General features: G+C 36.7%; 23 protein-coding genes and 3 other annotated features. Of the genes, 7 read left to right on the forward strand and 16 right to left on the reverse strand.

The annotated features are described in order from the left end of the window. Positions 1 to 32: 32 nt before the first annotated feature. From U860_RS35740 to U860_RS0104365, 4 genes are all read right to left on the reverse strand, one after another. Positions 33 to 194, reverse strand: a complete 162-nt coding sequence (locus tag U860_RS35740) for a hypothetical protein (protein WP_205206294.1) — start codon at positions 192 to 194, stop codon at positions 33 to 35. Then, positions 187 to 1,110, reverse strand: a complete 924-nt coding sequence (locus U860_RS0104355; RefSeq protein ID WP_025147535.1) for an ABC transporter ATP-binding protein — start codon at positions 1,108 to 1,110, stop codon at positions 187 to 189. Before U860_RS0104355 ends, U860_RS35740 begins: the two co-directional genes overlap by 8 nt. 125 nt (positions 1,111 to 1,235) lie before the next feature. After that, the gene (locus U860_RS0104360) at positions 1,236 to 2,171 is read right to left on the reverse strand and encodes a HAMP domain-containing histidine kinase (protein WP_025147536.1); all 936 of its coding nucleotides are present in this window, start codon (positions 2,169 to 2,171) and stop codon (positions 1,236 to 1,238) included. A 1-nt stretch (position 2,172) separates the two neighbouring features. Further along, complete coding sequence (locus tag U860_RS0104365) at positions 2,173 to 2,865, reverse strand: response regulator transcription factor (protein WP_025147537.1); 693 nt, start codon at positions 2,863 to 2,865, stop codon at positions 2,173 to 2,175. Positions 2,866 to 3,033: 168 nt separating this feature from the next. Between U860_RS0104365 and U860_RS35745 the strand changes: the two genes are divergently transcribed. Both U860_RS35745 and U860_RS0104375 read left to right on the forward strand, forming a co-directional pair. Beyond that, positions 3,034 to 3,207 carry a hypothetical protein gene (locus U860_RS35745; protein ID WP_001293584.1) on the forward strand — a complete coding sequence of 58 codons (174 nt, stop codon included), beginning with the start codon at positions 3,034 to 3,036 and terminating at the stop codon, positions 3,205 to 3,207. Next, positions 3,208 to 3,402 (forward strand): YwbE family protein, encoded by a 195-nt coding sequence (locus tag U860_RS0104375; RefSeq protein ID WP_025147538.1) that lies wholly within the window; start codon positions 3,208 to 3,210, stop codon positions 3,400 to 3,402. A gap of 43 nt (positions 3,403 to 3,445) precedes the next feature. Here the strand turns inward: U860_RS0104375 and U860_RS0104380 are convergent, their stop codons facing one another. The 7 genes from U860_RS0104380 to zapA all read right to left on the reverse strand — a co-directional run bounded on the left by U860_RS0104380 (position 3,446) and on the right by zapA (position 12,513). Continuing rightward, the gene (locus U860_RS0104380) at positions 3,446 to 4,645 is read right to left on the reverse strand and encodes a class I SAM-dependent rRNA methyltransferase (protein WP_002173679.1); all 1,200 of its coding nucleotides are present in this window, start codon (positions 4,643 to 4,645) and stop codon (positions 3,446 to 3,448) included. Between the two features lie 214 nt (positions 4,646 to 4,859). Further along, positions 4,860 to 6,185 (reverse strand): branched-chain amino acid transport system II carrier protein, encoded by a 1,326-nt coding sequence (gene brnQ / locus U860_RS0104385; protein WP_025147539.1) that lies wholly within the window; start codon positions 6,183 to 6,185, stop codon positions 4,860 to 4,862. 118 nt (positions 6,186 to 6,303) lie between these two features. Continuing rightward, positions 6,304 to 6,555, reverse strand: a binding site (T-box leader). A gap of 107 nt (positions 6,556 to 6,662) precedes the next feature. After that, positions 6,663 to 7,352, reverse strand: a complete 690-nt coding sequence (locus U860_RS0104390; protein ID WP_025147540.1) for a 23S rRNA pseudouridine(2604) synthase RluF — start codon at positions 7,350 to 7,352, stop codon at positions 6,663 to 6,665. A 195-nt stretch (positions 7,353 to 7,547) separates the two neighbouring features. Continuing rightward, a complete protein-coding gene (locus U860_RS0104400) occupies positions 7,548 to 9,908 on the reverse strand; it encodes an endonuclease MutS2 (protein WP_025147541.1) in 2,361 nt (786 codons plus the stop codon). Between the two features lie 19 nt (positions 9,909 to 9,927). Continuing rightward, complete coding sequence (gene polX / locus U860_RS0104405; RefSeq protein WP_025147542.1) at positions 9,928 to 11,646, reverse strand: DNA polymerase/3'-5' exonuclease PolX; 1,719 nt, start codon at positions 11,644 to 11,646, stop codon at positions 9,928 to 9,930. 56 nt (positions 11,647 to 11,702) lie between these two features. After that, entirely contained in the window at positions 11,703 to 12,242 is a 540-nt protein-coding gene (locus U860_RS0104410; RefSeq protein ID WP_002173684.1) for a CvpA family protein, read from the reverse strand. Between the two features lies 1 nt (position 12,243). Next, positions 12,244 to 12,513, reverse strand: coding sequence for a cell division protein ZapA (gene zapA / locus U860_RS0104415; protein WP_000082701.1), 270 nt, complete (start codon positions 12,511 to 12,513; stop codon positions 12,244 to 12,246). Between the two features lie 123 nt (positions 12,514 to 12,636). Between zapA and rnhC the strand changes: the two genes are divergently transcribed. Further along, the gene (gene rnhC / locus U860_RS0104420) at positions 12,637 to 13,572 is read left to right on the forward strand and encodes a ribonuclease HIII (protein ID WP_025147543.1); all 936 of its coding nucleotides are present in this window, start codon (positions 12,637 to 12,639) and stop codon (positions 13,570 to 13,572) included. 165 nt (positions 13,573 to 13,737) lie between these two features. On the opposite strand, the gene U860_RS31150 is transcribed toward rnhC, so the two are convergent. From U860_RS31150 to U860_RS0104450, 5 genes are all read right to left on the reverse strand, one after another. Then, positions 13,738 to 13,872: a YuzL family protein gene (locus U860_RS31150; RefSeq protein ID WP_002173687.1), complete on the reverse strand. Its 135-nt coding sequence runs from the start codon at positions 13,870 to 13,872 to the stop codon at positions 13,738 to 13,740. A 90-nt stretch (positions 13,873 to 13,962) separates the two neighbouring features. Beyond that, on the reverse strand, positions 13,963 to 15,354 hold the full coding sequence (gene asnS / locus U860_RS0104435; RefSeq protein WP_025147544.1) for an asparagine--tRNA ligase: 1,392 nt from the start codon (positions 15,352 to 15,354) through the stop codon (positions 13,963 to 13,965). A gap of 52 nt (positions 15,355 to 15,406) precedes the next feature. Next, positions 15,407 to 15,658, reverse strand: a binding site (T-box leader). A gap of 155 nt (positions 15,659 to 15,813) precedes the next feature. After that, the gene (gene pheT / locus U860_RS0104440) at positions 15,814 to 18,234 is read right to left on the reverse strand and encodes a phenylalanine--tRNA ligase subunit beta (protein ID WP_025147545.1); all 2,421 of its coding nucleotides are present in this window, start codon (positions 18,232 to 18,234) and stop codon (positions 15,814 to 15,816) included. An 18-nt stretch (positions 18,235 to 18,252) separates the two neighbouring features. Then, positions 18,253 to 19,287: a phenylalanine--tRNA ligase subunit alpha gene (pheS, locus tag U860_RS0104445; protein WP_000388222.1), complete on the reverse strand. Its 1,035-nt coding sequence runs from the start codon at positions 19,285 to 19,287 to the stop codon at positions 18,253 to 18,255. 43 nt (positions 19,288 to 19,330) lie between these two features. Further along, positions 19,331 to 19,560 (reverse strand) — a binding site (T-box leader). A 62-nt stretch (positions 19,561 to 19,622) separates the two neighbouring features. Further along, positions 19,623 to 20,420, reverse strand: a complete 798-nt coding sequence (locus U860_RS0104450) for an RNA methyltransferase (RefSeq protein WP_025147546.1) — start codon at positions 20,418 to 20,420, stop codon at positions 19,623 to 19,625. An 82-nt stretch (positions 20,421 to 20,502) separates the two neighbouring features. Here U860_RS0104450 and sspI point away from each other — a divergent pair, with 82 nt between their 5' ends. The 4 genes from sspI (at position 20,503) to U860_RS0104470 (ending at position 23,162) form a co-directional block, all read left to right on the forward strand. Further along, positions 20,503 to 20,712, forward strand: coding sequence for a small acid-soluble spore protein SspI (gene sspI / locus U860_RS0104455; RefSeq protein WP_025147547.1), 210 nt, complete (start codon positions 20,503 to 20,505; stop codon positions 20,710 to 20,712). Between the two features lie 175 nt (positions 20,713 to 20,887). Then, positions 20,888 to 21,445, forward strand: coding sequence for an HD domain-containing protein (locus U860_RS0104460; protein WP_025147548.1), 558 nt, complete (start codon positions 20,888 to 20,890; stop codon positions 21,443 to 21,445). Between the two features lie 189 nt (positions 21,446 to 21,634). Then, on the forward strand, positions 21,635 to 22,306 hold the full coding sequence (locus U860_RS0104465) for a type II CAAX endopeptidase family protein (RefSeq protein ID WP_081806600.1): 672 nt from the start codon (positions 21,635 to 21,637) through the stop codon (positions 22,304 to 22,306). 142 nt (positions 22,307 to 22,448) lie between these two features. Beyond that, positions 22,449 to 23,162, forward strand: a complete 714-nt coding sequence (locus tag U860_RS0104470; protein ID WP_025147550.1) for a CPBP family intramembrane glutamic endopeptidase — start codon at positions 22,449 to 22,451, stop codon at positions 23,160 to 23,162. Positions 23,163 to 23,208: the final 46 nt, after the last annotated feature.

The following is a 23,208-nucleotide window of genomic DNA, read 5'->3' on the forward strand; positions in this document are numbered from 1 at the left end:
AAGCCACGCCTCCATTCCTTATATAATTATCTCTACGCTAATAATATTCTAATTCCAGCTGTAATTACGCTTACTATTCCTATTACTAGTAAAATTAGAATCCACTTTCGTTCTGGTTTTCTATAATATAAAATTCCACTTATGAGTATTACAATCAATCCACTTACTAGATTCAGCAACAATCCACTAAGCATGAATTCCTTCTCCATCCATGACATTTAAGAAATACTCTTCTAAAGAGCTATGTTTCTTATTAATACTTTCAATTTCCACATCGTTCATAATAAGTGCTTTTGAAATCGCTTGCTGCGTCACCGCCACTTCATAAACACGAATCATATTTCCACTCATTATTTTGTAATTTTTTATACCGAGTTTATCTTCTAAAATATAAGCTGCACGTTTCACATCAGGAATAGTAATTTCAATGTACTCTGTTTGTTTTCCGTTAATACTCTTCATTGAAACTTCTTTTATTAGTTTTCCATTTTGAATAACACCAATTGTATCCGCCATTTGTTCCATTTCACCTAAAATATGACTAGAAACTAATAAAGTAATGCCATATTCCTTACAAAGCATTTTAAATAAATCTCGTAATTCTTTAATACCAATTGGATCTAAGCCGTTAATCGGTTCATCTAAAATAAGAAGCTCTGGTTTTGTCATGATTGCTCTTGCAATACCCAGTCTTTGTTTCATCCCTAATGAAAAATCTTTTACTTTTTTATTATCGATGCCATGCAACTTAACAAGATTCAAAGCATGATCAATTGCGTTCTTATCGTAATAACCCATGTATTCACAATGTAAATCCAGATTCTCCTTCGCCGTTAATTTATCATAAAAAATCGGATATTCAATAATCGTTCCCATACGCTTTAACAATTCATAAGATGTATCTGTTAATTTCTCACCGAAAATTTCAATATCACCGCTCGTCGGCTTTATTAAGTTTGTAATCATTTTCATAATCGTTGTTTTACCCGCACCATTCGGTCCTAAAAAACCGTAAATTTCTCCTTTTTTCACATGCATGTTAACGCTAGAAACAACTGCTTTCCCTTTAAACACTTTCGTTAACTGATTCGTTTTTAATATATATGTCATGTCATTTTCCCCTTTCGCACTACTCTATATTTCTATAATAGACAACGGAAATCTCTTTTTTCTTACCCGTTCCTTACAAATTCCTTACGCTGAAAAAAAGCTTGTAGAATAACCTTCTCTACAAGCTAAAACTCCATTTTTTTCAATATAATTGTAAAGGTTGTTTTTTCATATGGCTTACTAGAAAGATGAATTTTTCCCTCCATTGCTTCTACAAGCCTTTTCGTAATCGTTAAACCTAGACCACTGCCCTGGTACAATCTATTTCTTGAATCTTCAAGTGTGTACATACGCTCAAACACTTTATCAATATGAGATTCATCAATTCCTTTCCCTTTATCCCATACGTCTATATACACACTCGTTTCATCCTCTCTTAATACCATACCGAGCGCCTTCCCATCATATCCATAGGCAATCGCATTTGATATTAAATTGTTTAACACCCTTCCAATCACTTCTGCATTTCCAAATGCATATATATTTCTCTCTGGTATATCAATATGAACCTCGAATCCTTTCGAGGTTACTAAATCATAAAACGATAAAATCTTTTCCCTGCATATTTCATTCATGTTTATCTTCGTTATTTCAATTGCTTTATCACCAGATTCCAATTTTGCTAAATCGAAAAACTTATGAATCAGTTCCATTACTTCTAATGTTTTCACATGTACCTTTTGTAATAATAATTGCCGTTCTTCCTCATTTATCGTTTTATCTATATTTAACATTTCTGTATATCCAAGAATGACGGTAAGCGGCGTTTTTAAATCATGTGAGATGTTCGAAAGCATTTTTCTCATCGAAATTTCTACTTTCGCATGATCTGCATTCGTTTTCTGTTTCGCATCTAACAAATGATTAATAGTAACTAATAGTTTTTGCAGTTCTTTATCATCTGTCATAACTAATAGCTTCTCACCAGTTTTCTCTTTTACAATATCCTCTAATTTTTCATATGTATAACGTAAATTTCTACTATTATTTTTTCGAATTTTATATTGTACATAAATTATTATTAACAATATAAAAATAACGGCCGTTAAAAAAGTAACCATACTACATCCCTTCCAGCTTATAACCGATGCCCCACAATGTTTTTACATACGCTGGGTTAGATGGATCAGTTTCAATTTTCTCGCGCAATCTTCTCATATGGACATTAATAACGTTGTCATCACCATAATATTCTTCGTTCCAAATTAGTGAATAGATTTGCGCTTTCGTAAATACACGATTTTGGTTCTTTACAAACAGTTTTAAAATCTCAAATTCTTTTAAAGTAAGTTTAAGCTGTCTTCCCTTTTTCTCTACAGTAAAATTAATTGGGTCAATTATTAAATCACCAATCTGAATGGTCTCATCTTTTGATTCCACAGCTGAATACTTTGTAGATCTTCGAATAGCAGCTTTTACACGCGCTGCTAGTTCAATCATAGAAAACGGTTTACAAATGTAATCATCCGCCCCAAGACCTAAACCAACTGCCTTATCAACATCTGTATCCTTCGCTGACATCATTAAAATCGGAACGGCACTTTTCTCTCGAATGATTCGCACAACCTCTAAGCCATCTAACTTCGGCATCATAATATCGAGAATGATCAAATCAAATGAACCTTTTAAAAATGCGGTAACTCCTTCTTCTCCATCAGATGCGATTGTAACTTGAAAACCTTCTTTTACTAAATATGTTTCAACCATCTCTTGAATTGAGACATCATCTTCAACTAATAAAATATGATGTGACATATTCTCATCCCCTTTTTACAAACATTAACATTTCAATTGTATCGTAACGAATGAATGCTGGAAAGAATTATATGAATTTTCAAACCAACTTCCCTTCCTTCCTTAACAATGATATGATGAAATTCACTACTATTGTTCATAATTAACTTTATATAAAGGAGACTTATCATGTCAGAAAACAAAAAAGTAAGCTTAGCTGATTTAATGCGCGAACAACTTGCAAAGAAAAAGCAAGGAAATGGAAATGGTTCAAATAATACAAATCAAAGCCAAGCAACGAAAAAATTACAAAACCAACAAACGAAGAAAACAAACAACCAACGTAGACGTACAGGTGTGTAAATGAACGGGCAAAAACGATCTAACATCGTGCCAGGTCTTGAAGTTGATATTGTGTTAAAACAAGATCAACGAACTGGTAAGTTAACAAGAGGAATTGTAAAAGATATTTTAACGAACTCACCTTCCCATCCGCACGGCATTAAAGTACGATTGCAGGACGGACAGATTGGCAGAGTACAAAATATTATTCAATAAGAAAAGGAGCTCATTTGAAATTGAGCTCCTTTTCTTATTTTCATTACCCTTTAATTTTTTCGATGAAAACTACTTTTAAATAGTCTCCCTCTTTAAATTGATCAATTGTACGGAAATCTTCGGGTAAAGAATGTTCTTCTAATATTTTATATTTGCCGTTCATTTCTTTAAATGCTGTATCGATAAAGCCTTTAAATTTTTTCATATCGAATGCGCTACAATTTGTAGAAGCTACGATAATACCGTTATTTTCTGTAATGGCAATTGTTTCTTTTAATAAATTTTTATAATCTTTCGCTGCACTGAATGTATATTTTTTCGAACGTGCAAAGCTTGGAGGATCAAGTACAACCATATCAAATTTCATCTTTTTCTTAGCTGCATATTTGAAATATAGAAATACATCTTCTACAATAATATCTTGCGCTTCGTAATCAATTTCATTTACACTGAACTGCTCAATCGTTTTACTTAAACTACGATTTGCAAGGTCAACACTCGTTGTTTTACTTGCGCCGCCAAGTGCTGCAAATACAGAAAAAGCTCCAGTATAGGAAAACATATTTAAAACTGTTCTTCCTTTTGCATATTTATCACGAATTTGTTTTCGAACGTTGCGCTGATCTAAAAATACACCAACCATCGCCCCGTCATTTAAATATACAGCAAAGTTTACACCGTTTTCTTTTACGATAAGTGGAAACTCACCGCGCTCTCCTGCTACGAAATCATCATCTTCAATGTATTTCCCTTTCGTATCAAAGCGCTTTTTCTCATAAATACCCTTAAAGTTTGCTACTTTTTGAAGTGCTTCTACGATTTCATCGCGGAAAGTATAAATCCCTTCACTATACCAACTTATTACGTAATAACCGTCATAATAATCGATGATTAAACCACCAAGGCCATCACCCTCACCATTCACAACACGGAATGCTGTTGTATCATTTGATTTATAAAAATCTTTTCGTTTATGTAAAGCAGATTTGATTTTACTTTCAAAGAAAGGTTGATTAATTTGCTCCTTCTCTTTTCTCGTTAAAATCCATCCATATCCTTTATTTTGTTTTCCATAATAGCCTTTTCCGATGAATTGGTTCTTCTCATCCACTACTTTGATGATTGTCCCTTCTTCACGTACATCATTTAAATTTTGAATAGCATCTTTTAAAATAAGCGGATATCCACTTTTAATTTCTTTTATAAACTTCGGTTTTATTTTTATAGTTACTTCAGATCGCATGTAATGTCTTCCTTTCCATTTGAATGCTTTCTAACTATAGTAAGCATTTAAAAAACGAGACTGAAAAAACAGCCTCGTTTCACTATACCATATTATTGCTTTGCTAGTACAACTAGCCTATCCTCTCGCATAACCGCTATATATTTACTAACTTTTGAAGTGAACATCTTACTATCTACAATAACTGAAAAAACTTATATAAAAGAGACTTTCTTTATTTTTCTACAGCAATTTCTTGCTTTTGAAACTTAGAAACTATATAACCAATTCCTATACCGATCATACCTGGAACTAACCAGCCAATCCCTACACTATATAATGGAATCTTATCTAAAATAGGTGCTAATGCGGCAATTTGAAGATTTGCATTGTGCAATCCATCAAAGAAGCTAATCGCGAACGCCCCTATAATACCGCCTACATACATTGCTAATGGAAGACGAACGTAATTTTCAACGAGTGATAATACGATAAGTACAATACCAATTGGGTAAATTGCAATTAAAATTGGTAATGCTAATGCATTTAACTGAGTTAAACCAAGATTTGCTACCATAAATGCTAATACACAGAAAATGAAAACAACTTTTTGATAAGAAAGCTTTGGTAATAAAGAAGAGAAGTATTCGCCACAAGCTGCAACAATACCTACAGAAGTTGTTAAACATGCTGCTGTAATTGCGATACCAAGTAATAACGTTCCGTAATTGCCAAATAAATGAGTCACTACGTTTGTTAAAATAATTCCGCCGTTTGCTCCCATGCCAAGTGAAACACTAGAAGCTCCAAGGTAAGCAAGCGCTAAATAAACAAGTAGTAAGCCAAGTGCTGCAATAAATCCTGCAAAAATTGTTACTTTCGCAATGCTATTTTTATTTGTAATACCTTTTGCTTTTAAAGCATTAATTACAACATTTCCGAAAACAAGTGCTGCAAGTCCATCTAAAGTTAAATATCCGTCAATAAAGCCTTTAAAGAGTGGAGCACTATACGCTTCTGTCGGTGCACCAAACTCTCCAATTGGTGTCATAATTGCTTTCGCTACAATAATTGCAATGACAGCTAATAAAATTGGTGTTAACACTTTACCGATGCGGCCCACTAATTTCGATGGGTTTAAAGCTAAATAGAAAGTTACTGCAAAGAAAATAAATGTAAAGATAACAAGTGGATATGATTGACCAGCTACCTCACTTGGTAAAAACGGTGCAACACTCATTTCATAAGCAACAGTTCCTGTACGTGGTACACTAACAAATACACCTAAACATAAATAAATTGCAGTGATAAAAATAAGTGCGAATACAGGGTGTACACGTCCTGCCAGTTCATTAATATCTCCTTTTAAAGCTATAACAATAACCCCTAATAAAGGAAGTCCCACACCTGTTACGATAAAACCAAACAACGCAATCCATACATCCGTTCCAGCACCTTGTCCTAACGCTGGTGGGAAGATCATATTACCTGCACCGAAAAACAATGCAAATAACATTAAACTTATTGCAAACATCTCAGAAAACTTTAAAGACGATTTCATTTCTACTAACCTCCTAAATAATTATCAGATTAACAAAATATTCTGAATTAAATTCCGTCACATCTCCTCTTTCAAGCATACTTCCCCATAAAAGAACGCAAAAAACACCCGTCCCTAACAAAGGGACGAGTGTTGAAATCGTGGTTCCACCCTTATTCTAATAAAATGAATTTATAACGAAATAAGCTCATTTTATAGCTCGTGTAAATTGATAACGGTTTTATCCGCCAAGAATTACAATGCATCATGCAGTTCACTCTTGAAGTTTAGAGGTGGTAAGTATGTCTTTCCGTAGTAGGAAGCTCACAGCCTAAGGCTTCCCTCTCTGAGAATCGTAAAAAACAACTCGTGTCCTCATCATTACTTTTATAAAATATCTTGTCGAAACTTGTTGTTTTTTATTATATGGGCTATTTTTTAAAAAATCAATAGTTTTATTTTTTCTGACAAAAAAATATAGGGAGAAAACATTCCCCCCTATATTTGCCCCATCAATCTTTCTAATTCTTCAGCTGTAATGTTCCGCCATTTTCCGGTTTCAAGTTCATTTAGCTCTATATTCATAATGCGAACTCGCTTCAACTTTGTTACTGTATACCCGAAAGCACGGCTCATTCTACGAATTTGCCTATTCATTCCTTGTGTTAAAACGATGCGAAATGTAGATTGATCAACTCTCGTCACTTTACATGGTTTCGTCATTCCATCTTTGATTTTCACTCCGCTGGACATCATATCAATAAACCAATCTGTAAAAGGCTTATCGACCGTAACAACATATTCTTTTTCATGCTCATGATCACCGTGCAAAATTTGATTCGCGATCGTACCATCATTCGTTAATAAAATGAGTCCTTCCGATGCTTTATCTAACCGCCCAACAGGAAAGATTCGCTCTGGATAATCGATATAATCAATAATATTATCTTCAATATGATCGGCTGCCGTACAAGTAATGCCAACTGGTTTATGGAAAGCAATATACACTTTTTCTTTCTCTTCTTTTGCAACTACCTGTCCATCAATCGTTACAACATCACCTTCGTTAACGATTGTACCGTGCGTACATATTTCACCGTTAATCGCGACACGCCCTGCTTTGATGAGACGATCTGTCTCGCGTCTTGAGCAGGATTTTGCTTCGCTTATGTATTGGTTGATTTTCATGTTTTATTCCTTTTCTTATAGATTAAAAGCGTCAATCCATGGCAATATCATTATGCCAAGATTGACGCTCCTTTACTTCGCAAAAACAACTAAATAAATAACCCCAATCACCAAAAATATTCCGCAACAAGCTAACAATACTTTTGCAAGTTTGTCCATAAACATATAATGGTTCCCCTTTTGTTTGGTTGTTTGCTATTTTAATTCGACAACTGTTACACCTAGGCCTCCCTCGCCCATGTCACCGTAACGGAAGTTTTTCACACCGCGGTGTTTCTTCAAGTAATCTTGTACACCTTGGCGAAGTGCTCCTGTTCCTTTACCGTGAATGATTGATACACGAGGGTAACTTGCAAGCTGTGCATCATCTAAATATTTCTCAACGCGCACCATTGCATCTTCATAACGTTCACCGCGAAGGTCAAGCTCTAATGAAACGTGATAATCTCTACCCTTCACACTTGCAACTGCTTTTTTCTCAGTTTGCTTCGGTGTATTAATGTATTCCATATTGGATTCTTTCACTTTCATCTTCAGAATACCAATTTGTACGCTCCACTCTGTATCACTTACTTTTTCAAGTAGTTGACCTTTTTGACCGAACGTTAACACTTTTACTTCATCGCCTGCTCGTAATTGTTGTTTCGGCGCTGTGTTTTTCACGTTTACTTTTTGTTTCTTCACAAGCTCTGGCGCTGCCCCTTCTAGACGGCTCTTCGCTTCAATAAGTTCATGGTCTTTCACGTTTACAAGCTGTGCTTTACGCAATTGACGAAGTTCTTGAATAATGCCTTCTGCTTCTTTCTTTGCAGCTTCGACTTTTTCTTCCCCTTCTTTTTGCGCTTTTAATAATTTTTCATCGCGCTCATCGTTAAATTCAATAATTTGACGCTGTAATTCACGATGAAGTTTTTCAGATTGCTTGCGAAGCGCTTCTGCTTCGTTCCAGTCACGCTCTGCGTTCTTTTGACTTTCTTCTAACTTCGCAATCATATTTTCAATTTTATTTGTATCTGTACTAATATGGTTACGTGCTTGATCGATAACTCGATCAGATAGTCCAAGGCGCTTCGAAATTTCAAAGGCATTACTACGTCCTGGTACACCGATTAATAATTTGTACGTTGGGCTTAATGTATTCACATCGAACTCAACACTCGCATTAATAACTTGCTCACGGTTATATCCGTATGCTTTTAATTCCGGGTAATGCGTCGTTGCAACAACGCGAGCACCGCGGTTACATACTTCATCCAAAATTGAAATTGCTAGTGCAGCCCCTTCTTGTGGATCTGTTCCAGCACCTAATTCATCGAATAAAACTAAGCTTTCAAAATCAGCTTTTTCTAAAATATCTACAATGTTCACCATATGTGAGGAGAACGTACTTAAACTTTGTTCAATCGATTGCTCATCACCGATATCAGCAAAGATATTTTTAAATACACAAATCTCTGACTCGTCCATTACTGGAATGTGAAGACCAGATTGCGCCATTAATACACAAATACCAACTGTTTTCAGCGTAACTGTTTTACCACCTGTATTCGGCCCTGTAATAACAATTGTTGTGAAGTCTTTACCGAGCATAATGTTATTTGGCACAATAATTTCCGGATCAATAAGCGGATGACGTGCTTGTCTTAAATCCATGTACCGCTCGTTATTTACGATTGGCTTCGTTGCTTTAATTCGCTTCGCATAAAAAGCTTTCGCAAAAATGAAGTCAAGATTGGCAACTACTTCTACGTTAGATAAAACGATATCCGCTTCTACTGCTACTTCTTCTGTTAACATCAATAAGATGCGTTCGATTTCTTGTTTTTCTTTCACTCGTGCTTCTTGAAGTGCGTTATTTAATTCTACAATGACTTGTGGTTCAATAAATAAAGTTTGTCCAGAAGCTGATTGATCGTGAACAATACCGCCATATACGCCGCGGTATTCTTGTTTTACCGGGATTACGTAGCGTTCGTTACGAATCGTTACAATCGCATCTGATAACATTTTTTGTGCATTTGAAGAACGCGTCATGTTTTCTAACTTCTCACGGATACGGCTTTCCGCAGTACGAATTTGAGTACGAATACCACGCAGTTTATCACTTGCGCTATCGACTACTTCACCGCCGTCACCGATGCAATTTGTAATTTTCTTTTCTAAATCATATAAAGATACAATTTGAGCGACATGAGTTTCTAAAATTGGAAGCTCGACACCATTATCAACCATATCTTCAATGAAACGTTTCATATTGCGACTACCATACATCGTATTGGCAATATCAAGTAGTTCATTTGGGCTTAACATACTTCCAATCTTTGCACGCTTCACATTTGAGCGAATATCCGTAATACCACCTAATGGTGCACTACCTTTTAAACGAATGACTTTCGCTGCTTCATCCGTTGTATCTTGCATTTCTACAATTTCTTCAAAATCAGTGCTCGGCACTAAATTCTTCACTTTATCACGGCCAAGTGAAGAGGCTGTATGTTCAAGTAAGTGTTCTTTTACTTTATTGTATTCTAATACACGCAACGTTCTTTCTAACATGTTGCAGGTCCCCCTTGTGTTACTTATTACGTTTAATATAGTCCAATAAACGTTCAATATCCCATGTGTTAATCACGTTATCTTTTTGAATCCAACCTTTACGTGCTGCTGCTACACCTGTTTCCATATCTTCTAACATTTCAAGTGTATGGGCATCGGTATTAATCGCTACTTTTACACCAGCATCTTGTGCTTGTTTTAATAATTTCGCGCTTAAATCTAAACGGTTTGGATTTGCATTTAATTCTAAAACTGTATTTGTTTCTTTTGCGAGTTCGATTAATAAATCTGTATCTACATCATAGCCCTCGCGGCGCCCAAGAAGACGCCCTGTCGGATGGGCAATCATTGTGACATGCTTATTCTCAAGCGCAGTGCGAAGACGTTTCATAATCGTTTCACGGTCTTGTGAGAAGCTAGAGTGAATGGCTCCAATGACATAATCTAGTTCTGCTAATACTTCATCATCAAAATCAAGTGTTGTATCCGGTAAAATGTCCATTTCAATTCCGCGTAAAATTGTAATGTCAGGATACTTTTCATTCATACGTTCAATTTCTTTTGCTTGCTCGCGAAGACGCTCTTTCGTTAAGCCATTCGCTACTTTCAAGTATTGTGAATGATCAGTAATTGCCATAAACTTATATCCACGAGCGCGACATGCTTGTACCATTTCTTCAATTGAAAAAGCACCATCACTCCACGTTGTATGCATATGTAAATCACCTTGTATGTCAGAGAACTGAATTAAGTTCGGATACTCTTTAATTAATTCAATTTCTTTTCCATCTTCACGCACTTCTGGCGGGATGAATGGAAGACCGAAATGAGCAAAGAATTCCTCTTCCGTTTCAAAAGTTTTCACTTCACCGGTTTCCAAGTTTTCTACACCGTACTCACTAATTTTCTCGCCTTTATCTTTTGCAATTTGACGCATTTTTACGTTATGGTCTTTTGATCCTGTGAAATGGTGAAGAGTTGTAATAAATTCTTTTGGTTTTACAAGACGGAAATCAATTGAAATATCATATTCATATTGAAGACGAACTGATACTTTCGTATCCCCGCTCGCAATTACTTCAATCATATTATCAAATTGTAGTAAATGTTCACGTACTACAGCTGGTTCTGTAGTTGCAATGATGAAGTCTAAATCCTTCACTGTCTCACGAACACGGCGTAAACTACCAGCGCGGGAGAAACGAATCACCTCAGCAATATTCGACAATTTCTCCTCTATTTCCCCGGCAATAGGCAATACCATCGCAATTGGTAAACGCTCTGGACGAGATCCTACTTGATCAATTGCTTCCAATATTTTCTCTTCTGTTTTTTTACCGAAACCTGCTAAAGCTTGTACTTTATTTTCCTCACAAGCAGCTTTTAACGTTTCCATATCGACAACACCAAGCTCTTTGTATAACTTAGCTACCTTCTTACCCCCAAGGCCTGGTAGTTTTAATAGCGGTAATAAACTGCTCGGTACTTCTTTTTCAAGTTCTTGTAGTACTTCAGATGTTCCTGATTCTATATATTCTTGAATAACTGCTGCCGTTCCTTTTCCGATGCCTGGAATCTTTGTGAAATCTTCAATTTCAGAAAGACTACGATCATCACTTTCTAGCGCTGCCGCTGCTTTACGAAATGCAGATATTTTAAATGTATTCGCGCCCTTTAATTCCATAAACAGGCCGATTGTCTCCAATAATTTAATAACTTGTTTTTTATTTACTTTCATCATTGCCCCCGCCTTTCTTTCATAGAAAAAAACTCCTCTTTCCGAAAAAAGAGAAGTTATACTCTGCTACCTGTCTGCCATAGTTCCTTCACCTTTTCAGAAAGAATCGGTGTATCGTCTATAATTATTTTGCTAATTGATGATTTTTGTAATGGTGTTTGCAATTGTTCAATTGGAAGAATTGTTCCAACAATAATTAAGACAAACAAAATAATATACACTTCTAAAAATCCGAGGATTGCCCCCGCAAGTGCATTCACTTGCTTTAAAACCGGTATTTCTGCAAACATATTTAACAAATTACCAAGTAATGAAAGTGCGATTTTTGTAATAATAAATAATACGATAAACGCAATTGCTTGATAAAATACTGTTTCAATATTATTTGCATCAATCCATTCTGGAACAGATACGTTTTTATCAAATGGATACGGAATAAATTTCGCAAGTGTTGGCGCTAAATCTTTACAGTACCAGTATGCAACAAGGTATGCGATAATAAAGCTTGTTAACTTTATAAGTTGTAAGATGAACCCTCTGCGTAAGCCAAGGAAAAATCCCATAACAAGCAGTAAAATGATAATAATATCAATCATGTTATTCCATTCCTTTTTTTGTCATACTTTCTTTCAGCTTCTCATGTTCTTCTTTTAATTTTATGTAATCGTGTATGACGTTTACCGCCGTCAATACCGCTAGTCTACTCGTATCAAGCGAAGGATTCTTGGCATTGAGTTCGCGCATTTTATCATCCACAATCGCTGCTACCATGCGGATATGACTTGTACTTTCATCGCCAACAACTGAATATTGCTGACCATAGATTTCTACATTAATTCGACTTTTCTTTCCCTTTTGTTGTGACAACTCACCGGCCTCCAATCACGTACAGAATCCTAAAGTTTATCATACCATGAACCATCATAATATGGAAACAGAAAGAACAATCCGATATGATAAAAATAACAATATAAAAAAGGAGCGACCATCTTGTCAAATTCTATCGTATTACAAACAAGTTCTACAGTAATTGAAGACATGAAACAACAATATAAACAGGCGCTTAGCCCGAAAATTCCGCAAGGCGGTATCTTTATGGCAAAAGTTCCATCTTGCACGATTACAGCATATAAATCAGGCAAAGTGATGTTCCAAGGTGGTCGTGCTGAAGCAGAAGCTACTCGTTGGCAAACTGTCTCTCAAGCACCAAAATCAGCTGTAAAAAAATCGGCTAACTCACATCGTTATGCCCCGCCCTCTTCCATCGGTACAATGTCTATTGTAGGATCCGATGAAGTAGGTACTGGCGATTATTTCGGACCGATGACAGTAGTTGCTGTATATGTGGATGCAAAGCAAATTCCGCTCTTAAAAGAACTCGGTGTAAAAGATTCCAAAAACTTAAACGATGCCCAAATTGCTGAGATTGCAAAACAACTCCTTCACGTTGTTCCTTATAGCTCTCTCGTTCTTCACAACGAAAAGTATAATGAGCTATTTGATAAAGGAAACAACCAAGGTAAACTAAAAGCTTTACTACACAATAAAGCCATCACAAACTTATTAGCAAAAATCGCGCCTACAAAACCAGAAGGCATCTTAATCGACCAATTTACACAGCCTGATACATACTATAAATATTTAGCGAAACAAAAACAGGTACAGCGTGAAAATGTTTATTTCGCTACGAAAGGTGAGAGCGTTCACTTAGCGGTAGCCGCTGCTTCCATTTTGGCTCGTTACTCATTCGTAAAACAATTTGACGAACTAAGCAAAAAAGCTGGTATGCCACTTCCGAAAGGTGCTGGCAAACAAGTAGATATTGCCGCTGCTAAACTCATTCAGAAGCTTGGAAAAGAAAGACTACCTGAGTTTGTGAAACTGCATTTTGCTAATACAGAAAAGGCGTTTCGCTTATTAAAATAGTATCGACAAAAACAGGAGCCTACAAACTCCTGTTTTTTGTTTCATATTGCCTCGATTCAATATAGTTGCATTTACTATTTTCCTCTCTAACATATCGCTCAACCACCTCATTTTTACTAATTTCCCTATATAAAAGGGAGAGTCACCACGACTCTCCCTTTTATATTAGCTTCGTTTTTGCTTCTTATTTGATGAAGATACTTTATGAGAACCAGTTTCATGTGTCGTTGTTCCTTGTCCTTCCACTTCTGGAGAACCTAGGCTTGATCTAGAATGATCTTTTTTCACTTTTTTACCCATTTACATTCACCCCTTCGCGTTACTATTTGCTGCGAGGTAATAAACTATTCAAAATAAAAAAGCGAGAGGATTCCCTCTCGCTTTTTTATCTTAGAATTCTGAAGAACCTGGAGTTCTTGGGAATGGAATTACGTCACGGATGTTAGCCATACCAGTGATGTACATTAGGAAGCGTTCGAAACCTAGACCGAATCCAGCGTGTTTTGTACCGCCGTATTTTCTAAGTTCTAAGTACCACCAGTAGTCCTCTTCGTTCATACCTAATTCTTTAATTCTGTCTACTAAAACGTCCATTCTTTCTTCACGTTGGCTACCGCCGATTAATTCGCCGATGCCAGGAACTAGAAGGTCAGTAGCAGCTACTGTTTTTCCATCTTCGTTAAGGCGCATGTAGAACGCTTTAATGTCTTTCGGATAGTCAGTTACGAATACAGGACGTTTGAAGATTTCTTCTGATAAGTATCTTTCGTGCTCTGTTTGTAAGTCGATACCCCATTCTACTGGGTATTTGAAGTCAGCGCCTGACTCTTGAAGTACTTTAATTGCTTCTGTATATGTGATGCGACCGAAGTCAGAGTTGATTACGTTGTTCATGCGCTCTAGAACTGTTTTATCAACGAAGCTATTGAAGAAGTCCATTTCTTCTGGTGCATGCTCTAATACGTATTTCATTGCATATTTCAGCATATCTTCTGTAAGGTTCATTACATCACCTAATTCAGCGAATGCAATCTCAGGCTCAACCATCCAGAACTCAGCTGCGTGACGAGTTGTGTTAGAGTTTTCTGCACGGAATGTAGGTCCGAATGTGTACACATCACGGAACGCTAATGCATAAGCTTCAGCATTCAGCTGTCCACTTACCGTTAAGTTTGTTTCTTTACCGAAGAAGTCTTTTGATTCGTCAACTTGTCCGTCTTCACCTTTTGGTACGTTGTTTAAATCTTGCGTTGTTACGCGGAACATTTCGCCTGCGCCTTCTGTATCACTACCAGTGATAATTGGTGTGTGAACATGTACGAATCCACGCTCTTGGAAGAATTGGTGAATCGCAAACGCTGCGATAGAACGCACGCGGAATGTTGCAGAGAATGCATTTGTTCTTGGACGTAAGTGAGCGATTGTACGTAAGTATTCAAACGTGTGACGCTTCTTTTGAAGTGGGTAATCAGAATCTGATAAGCCCTCAACCTCAATTTTTTCTGCTTTAATTTCAAATGGTTGCTTTGCTCCAGGTGTTGCAATTACTTTCCCCTCTACTTTAACTGAAGAGCTTAGTGGAAGCTTCGCAATTTCTTTGAAGTTATCTAATTCTGTATCGAAAACGATTTGAACACTTTTGAAGAAGCTACCATCGTTTAATTCGATGAAACCAAATGCTTTTGAATCACGTAAGTTACGAATCCAACCTGATACTTGTACTGTTTGATCTGCGTATTTCTCTGTATCTCTATACAGACTTTTTACTAATGTGTTTTCCATAGTGAAATTCTCCTTTGCTGATATATTTAAATACAAAAAAACCTTTCATCCATAAAGGGACGAAAGGTTAAACTTCGCGGTACCACCCAATTTGTCATAAAGACCAACTTTAACTCGTATGTAATACATACTTCCCGGTTTGTAACAGGCCGGATTCCCGTCTAAGTCTACTCTTGAATACAAGCTTCAATTTCGGTTAGCAACTCCAAGGTGTTCTTCACATATACCGCCTCATCAGGCTCTCACCGCCCCTGACTCGCTTTGGATTATAGTATATACTACTTTTCCTTATCATCGTCTTTCATTTTGTTAAACTAAAATTAATGTACTACATTCGAGGGAAAGATGCAAGATGTCGGAAAATATATCAGCGATTTTTATAATATATCGGCTTACCGACACCTTTCGACAATCGTTCCATAAAAAAACTGCCGGAAAATATTCCGGCAGCTGTTTTTATTACTTACGTAACTCCGCACCAAATTTTTCTTCTACCGCTGTTAATACACGGCTATGTGCTTCTGTTACTTCTTCGTCTGTTAATGTACGTTCTGCATCGAAGTAGTTCATAGAGAATGCAAGTGATTTCTTGCCTTCTTCCATCTTCTCACCTTCGTATAAGTCGAATAGTGTTACTTCTTTCAGAAGTTCTCCGCCAGCTTCAGCAATGACTTGCTTCATTTCACCAGCTTTTGTTTCTGTTGTTACCACAACAGCCATATCACGTGTCATAGATGGGAAACGTGGAATTGCTGAGTAGTAAGTTTCTTCAACGTCTGCACCGAATACTTTTACAAGAGATAGTTCGAATACAAATGTATTTTTCACATCTAGTTGTTTTTCTGTTTCTGGGTGCAATTGACCGATGAATCCAATTACTTCGCCATCTAATAAGATGTCAGCTGTACGGCCTGGATGCATACCTTCACGTTTTGCTGGTGCATAAGTGATTTGGTTTGCAACGCCAAGTACGTCGAATAATCCTTCTAACACACCTTTAACAACGAAGAAGTCTACAACTTTCTTCTCACCTTGCCATGCATGGTGAAGAGCAAGACCTGTCATAACACCTGCAAGATGTTGTTCTTCTTTCGGAAGTTCTCCTGCTACTGTTGGTAAGAAGATAGAACCTACTTCGTATAAAGCAACGCTGTCGTTTTTACGTGCAACATTGTATGAAACTGCTTCTAACAATTGTGGCACTAAGCTTAAACGAAGTTGGCTACGCTCTTCACTCATTGGAAGCGCAAGATTTACAGGTGCTTTTTCGTTCGGCTCAACCATATATTGTTTCGCTTTTTCAGCACTTGCTAATGAATATGTGATTGCTTCATATAAACCAGCGCCTTCTAGGAAGCGGCGTACTTTACGACGTTTCGTTTGAGCTGATGTTAACTTACCACGTGTCATTGTTCCAGCTGGTAATGTAACTGGAATGTGATCATAACCGTACAGACGACCTACTTCTTCTACTAAGTCTTCTGAAATTGTAATGTCAGGACGGCGCGCTGGTACGTTCACATGGAATGTTCCTTCTACTTCTGTGAATGGGAATTTCAAGTTTGTGAACATTGTACCCATTTCACTTGTAGAAATGTCTGTACCTAATACACGATTTACTTTCTCAGCTGTAACAGATACTGTACGCTCTTCTACTTGTAAGTTATCAACTTCTACTACACCTTCAAGCGCTTCTCCGCCAGCATATTTTGCCATTAAAGCAGCGGCGTGTTGAATCGCTTCAAATGTACGTGTTGGGTCGATTCCTTTTTCAAAACGTGCACTTGATTCGCTACGAAGACCTAAGTCTTTTGATGTACGGCGCACTGTTTGACCTGCAAAGTATGCAGACTCAATTAAAACGTTCACTGTATCGCTATCAACTTCAGAATCCGCTCCGCCCATTACACCAGCAACAGCTAAAGCTTTTTCACCGTTTGTAATAACAAGGTGGTGGCTTTGTAATGTACGCTCTTGATCATCTAACGTTTGAATCTTTTCGCTTTCTTTAGCTAGACGAACAACGATTTCTTTTGAACCTAATTTATCGTAATCGAATGCATGTAACGGTTGACCATATTCCATTAAAATGTAGTTTGTAATATCAACTACATTACTAATCGGGCGAATGCCAGCTGCCATAAGGCGAGTTTGCATCCACATTGGTGATGGACCAATCTTTACGTTCTTAACCATTTTCGCAATATATAATGGATTCTCTTCTTTCGCTTCTACACTTACAGAAATATAATCAGATGTTTTTTCAGCTGATTCTTGTAAGTTGATAGCTGGAAGTTTTACTTCACGGCCGTAAATAGCAGCTACTTCATATGCAACACCTAGCATGTTTAAGCAATCTGCACGGTTTGGTGTTAAACCAAGCTCAAGTACTTCATCATGTAAGTTCAAAATCTCAAGTGCATCTGCACCAACCTCAGCGTCACTTGGGAAGATGAAGATACCATCTGCGTATTCTTTCGCAACTAGTTTCCCATCAATACCAAGCTCTTGAAGAGCACAAACCATACCGTGAGAAGCTTCCCCGCGTAGTTTCGCTTTTTTAATTTTGAAGTTACCTGGAAGTACAGCACCAACTTTTGCAACTGGTACTTTTAAACCTTTTGCAATGTTAGCAGCACCACAAATAATTTGTACTGGTTCTTCTTCACCGATATCGATTAAGCATCTGCTTAATTTATCAGCTTCTGGGTGTTTTTCACATTCTAATACGTGGCCAACCACAACACCTTTTACACCTTTATTTAATACTTCAACGCCTTCTACTTCAATACCACTTTTCGTGATTTTGTCTGCTAGTTCTTGTGCTGTTACATCTTTAATATCTACATACTCTTGTAACCAACGATATGATACGAACATATTTATCCTCTCCTTCCCTTACGCTCGTTTGAATTGTTGTAAGAAACGTACATCATTTGTATAGAAATGACGAATGTCATCTACGCCGTATTTCAGCATTGCGATACGCTCTGCGCCCATACCGAATGCGAAGCCTTGATATTCTTTTGAATCATAACCAGCCATTTCAAGTACGTTCGGGTGAACCATACCTGCGCCTAAAATTTCGATCCAGCCAGTTCCTTTACAAGTGCCGCAACCTTTGCCGTGACACATCATACAAGAAATATCCATCTCTACAGATGGCTCTGTGAATGGGAAGAAACTTGGACGAAGACGGATTTCGCGATCTTCACCGAACATCTTTTTCACGAATACTTGTAGTGTACCTTTTAGGTCACTCATACGAATGTTTTTATCAATTACAAGACCTTCAATTTGCATGAACTGGTGTGAATGCGTCGCATCATCATCATCGCGGCGATACACTTTACCAGGACAAATAATTTTGATTGGGCCTTTTTCTTTATTATTTTCCATCGTACGTGCTTGCACAGAAGATGTATGTGTACGTAGTAACGTTTCTTCTGTAATGTAGAATGTATCTTGCATATCACGCGCTGGGTGATCTTTCGGTAAGTTTAATGCTTCAAAGTTGTAGTAGTCTTTTTCTACTTCTGTCCCTTCAGCTACTTCATAACCCATACCGATGAATACATCTTCAATTTGCTCAACAACAGCTGTTAACGGATGATGACAACCTGTTTCAACAGGACGACCTGGCAGTGTAACATCAATTGTTTCAGTAGCTAATTTTGCTTCGATCACTGCTTTTTCTAAGTTGCTAATTTTGTCTTCTAGACGCGTTTGAATCGCTTCACGTACTTCATTTACTAATGCTCCCATACGTGGACGCTCTTCTGCTGATAATTTTCCCATGCCGCGTAATACTTCTGTAATTGGACCTTTTTTCCCTAAATACGCTACGCGTACGTCGTTTAAGCCCTTTAGCTCTTTCGCTTCTTCAATAAGCTCTAACGCTTTTTGCTTTAGCTCTTTTAAACGTGCTTCCATTTGGAACCCTCCTAATTTTAAAAATAAAAAAACCTCGCTCCCAAAAAGGGACGAGGTAAATTCGCGGTACCACCCTAAATTGACAGAACAAGTCTGCCCACTTCATTAGTTATAACGACCAGCTTTGGCCGGAACGCCTTTACATATACATGGTCCTGGCGTCAACTCCAGAGGTGAATTCACTTTCGTCTACCATAAGAATGCTTTCAGTCTACGGCACTCTCTCCCTATATGGCGATTTTGTAAGCTACTCTTCTCTATCAACGTTTTTCATTATTTAACTTTTATTATATGTTCCTTACGAACATGTACTTCAACTTATTATAAGAAGTTTTTTATTTGTTCGCAACTGGGCTTTGTAAATAATACGTTAAAATCCCTGCTGCAACCGCAACATTTAGTGATTCTGCCCCGCCGTAAATCGGAATATACAAGTTTTGATCAGTTTTCGCAAGAATTTCTTGGCGTACGCCACTTCCTTCATTTCCTACAATTAATGCAAAACTTCCTGTTGGTGTTACTTCACCATATGGAACTCCATTTTCAAGAGCTGTTCCATATACAGGGACGTTATTTTCTTTTAACTTGTCTACCCATTCTTCTAAGTTCCCTTTCACAATCGGTAAGTGGAAAATAGAACCTTGTGTAGAGCGGAGTACTTTACTATTATAAACATCAACGCAACCTTCTCCAAGCACAACGGCATGAATACCAGCTGCATCAGCTGTACGAATAATCGTCCCTAAATTACCTGGGTCTTGAAGACCGTCTAATAAAAGGAATTTCCCATCAGTAAGAGCTACTTCTTTCTCCTGTTTTTCACAAACAGCAAATACACCTTGCGTTGTTTCTGTTTCACGAAGTACTTTTACAATTGCTTCAGGCACGATATACATTTCAACATCATTAACTGTCCAATCTTTCGGAAGGTCTGTCTGATCTGAAACGATAAGTTCTGTTACAACTCCTGCCTTTAAAGCTTCCTCTACTAAATGGAATCCTTCTACAAAAAATAAACCTTTTTTATCGCGCTCTTTTTTCGTCTGCAGCTTTTTCCACTGCTTCACACGCGGGTTTTGTACTGAATCAATGTTTTTCATAATATGTATTTCCCTCTCTTCTTGTCTTATCATTATAGCCTATTTTTCATACATATTTACATAAAAAAGAACAAAAACTAACGTCAGTTTCAATTCTGAAGAAGAGGTGAAAATAATGAGTTTTAATTTACGCGGCGCTGTATTAGCGAATATATCTGGAAATTCACAAGACCAATTACAAGAAACGATTGTCGATGCAATTCAAAGCGGGGAAGAAAAAATGCTTCCAGGTCTTGGCGTTTTATTCGAAGTCATTTGGAAAAATGCTGATGAAAATGAAAAACACGAAATGTTAGAAACGCTGGAGCAAGGATTAAAAAAATAAACACTAAAAGGTCACCTTAGAAAAAACTAAGGTGACCTTTTATGTCTATAAAATTTTTCTTCTCCTAAACATTTCTACTTTACTAACGCTGATTGATGGAGTACAATGTTCAAAATACATTTAAACCGATCGATTTTCTTCATATACATCAATAGATAAAAGGAGTGAATGTTTTATGCACCGTATTACGCTTGAACAAATTTTTAAACATCATATTACACAAAAATACGTAAATCGTTCTGGGATGGTCCACGCGATTGCTGTCGCTTACCATGCGTTTCACTTAGCCAAAAAGCATCACGCCTCAGTCGATGCTGCAACAAAAGCTGGTTTCCTTCATGATATCGGACATCATACATGGTATACAGGCGGAGAATGGGACTATGAATTGTATAAAAAGAATGATATACATGCAATTAAAGGGGCGGAAAGAGCTCATAAATTATTAATCCGATTAGGAGAACATCCGAAGCAAGCAAAAGAAATTTCTGTTGCAATTCTATTGCACACTGATTCTTTCTTAGTAGAACAAACACTTGAAAGAACACCTCTACAAAACATTATTAAGCGGGCGGATGAAGCAGACGAAGAACCAGGCGGAGCTCACCATTACCGAACTATTTCTTATGAAAAAGCCCTAAAGGCAATTCAGCAATTAGACCGATTGGTAGAGCGTGAATTACAAATAGAGCAAAAGAAATTGAATAAAACAACAGAACACATTTACCAATGAAAAAGAGGCATCACTACAGAGTGATACCTCTTTTATTATTTTACCTTAAAAAATATACCTTTTACTATAGTAATGACTTTTCCTTATACATATTCTATAATCTTTATATGCATTTTTAATATATATAAGGATAGGTGATTCACTATTATACAACAAGCCACACAACTAACTTACTCACAAAAACATCCTATGTCACTCTCACAATTTCTATTTTCAATCGTTTTTGCGATTTGGGGAACAGGATTCCTGGCCGACCTTTTCATAGGCCTTCCTACTGTTATTTATACAGAAGGCCTAACCGATCCAAAACAAATTGCTTTAACCAAATCCCTTACTACTTCTGGAAGGAATTTATTTGTATTGTGCATTTTATTAATTTTAATTTATTCATACAAACCATTAAGAAATTTAATTGTCCCAACGTTAAACTTTACACCATTAAAAAAAGTAAGCACATATATATATATAATCCTTTTCTATGGACTATATATTGTTAGTGATATATTTATAATTACTAATCTTTTTCCTGATGCGGCAAAAGAACAGTCATCCGCTTTAAACCTGGAAATGTTAAAACAATACAAACTATTATTGCTACTAGGCAGCGCTATCTTTGTACCTATTTTTGAAGAACTTATAGTCCGCGGTATTATTCTTCACTTCCTACAACAGCGCTTCCCTTTTTGGATTGCAGTACTTGGGTCTAGCTTCCTCTTCGGAATAGGTCATACGTATTCAACTGGTGTTATGTTTAGTATGTTCATCATGGGTCTATTTATGGCTATTTTATGCAAAAAGACAAATTCAATTATTCCAGCTATTTTATTGCACATGCTGAATAATACCCTAGCATTATTATAAAACTTCCATCAGTGGTGAATTCTTTATCCTCCACTGATCATTTCTCACTTAAAAATCAAATTTATTGAAGACATCCCCATTCCACCTTTTTACTATCAAGAAATAAAATCAATATATAAATAAAAAAGAAAGGGTTTTTCATATGCAATCAAATGCACAGTTTTCAGATACTCAAAAACAATCCATGTCATGGGGACAGTTTATTCCCTCTGCTCTATTTGCATTTTGGGGCACTGGTTTTATAACTGGATTCCTTATACTCCCACTAATAATTTATAAAAGTTTTTTTGCAGATAAATCACAAATTGCCTTATTCGAATCTATTATAGATACGACTAGCATTGCACTACAACTGACTATTCTATTGTTCTTCATATTTAAATACGAGCCTGCCAAAAGGTTATTATTATCATCATTTAACTTTAGAGTATTAAAAGGATGGCGTACATACGCATATTTACTCATTTTCTTCTCATTAAATATCCTTTTCAATTTATTCGTATTAGAACACGTATTTCCAGATGCATTAGAAGAACAAACGACTGCATTAAACTTACATATTTTAGAGCAATATCAAATATTGTTACTTATTGGGTCCGCAATACTTACACCCATTTTTGAAGAACTTATTTTCAGAGGTTTTATGCTTCGCTTCTTCTCAGAGCGGTTCCCATTCTGGATTGCTGCAATTTTGACAAGTTTATTTTTCGGAGTCGCCCATACATACTCACTCGGGATAATGGTGAGTGCTTTCTTCGCAGGACTAATGATGGCCATTTTATACAAGAAAACAAATTCCATCATTCCAACCATACTATTTCATATTATAAATAATATGGTAGCATTTTTAGGATAAAGAGAGGTATCATCACGATACCTCTCTAACGCTCTCTACATCTATT

The organism is Bacillus sp. H1a (assembly GCF_000633475.1).
In the GTDB taxonomy this organism is placed as follows: domain Bacteria; phylum Bacillota; class Bacilli; order Bacillales; family Bacillaceae_G; genus Bacillus_A; species Bacillus_A paramycoides.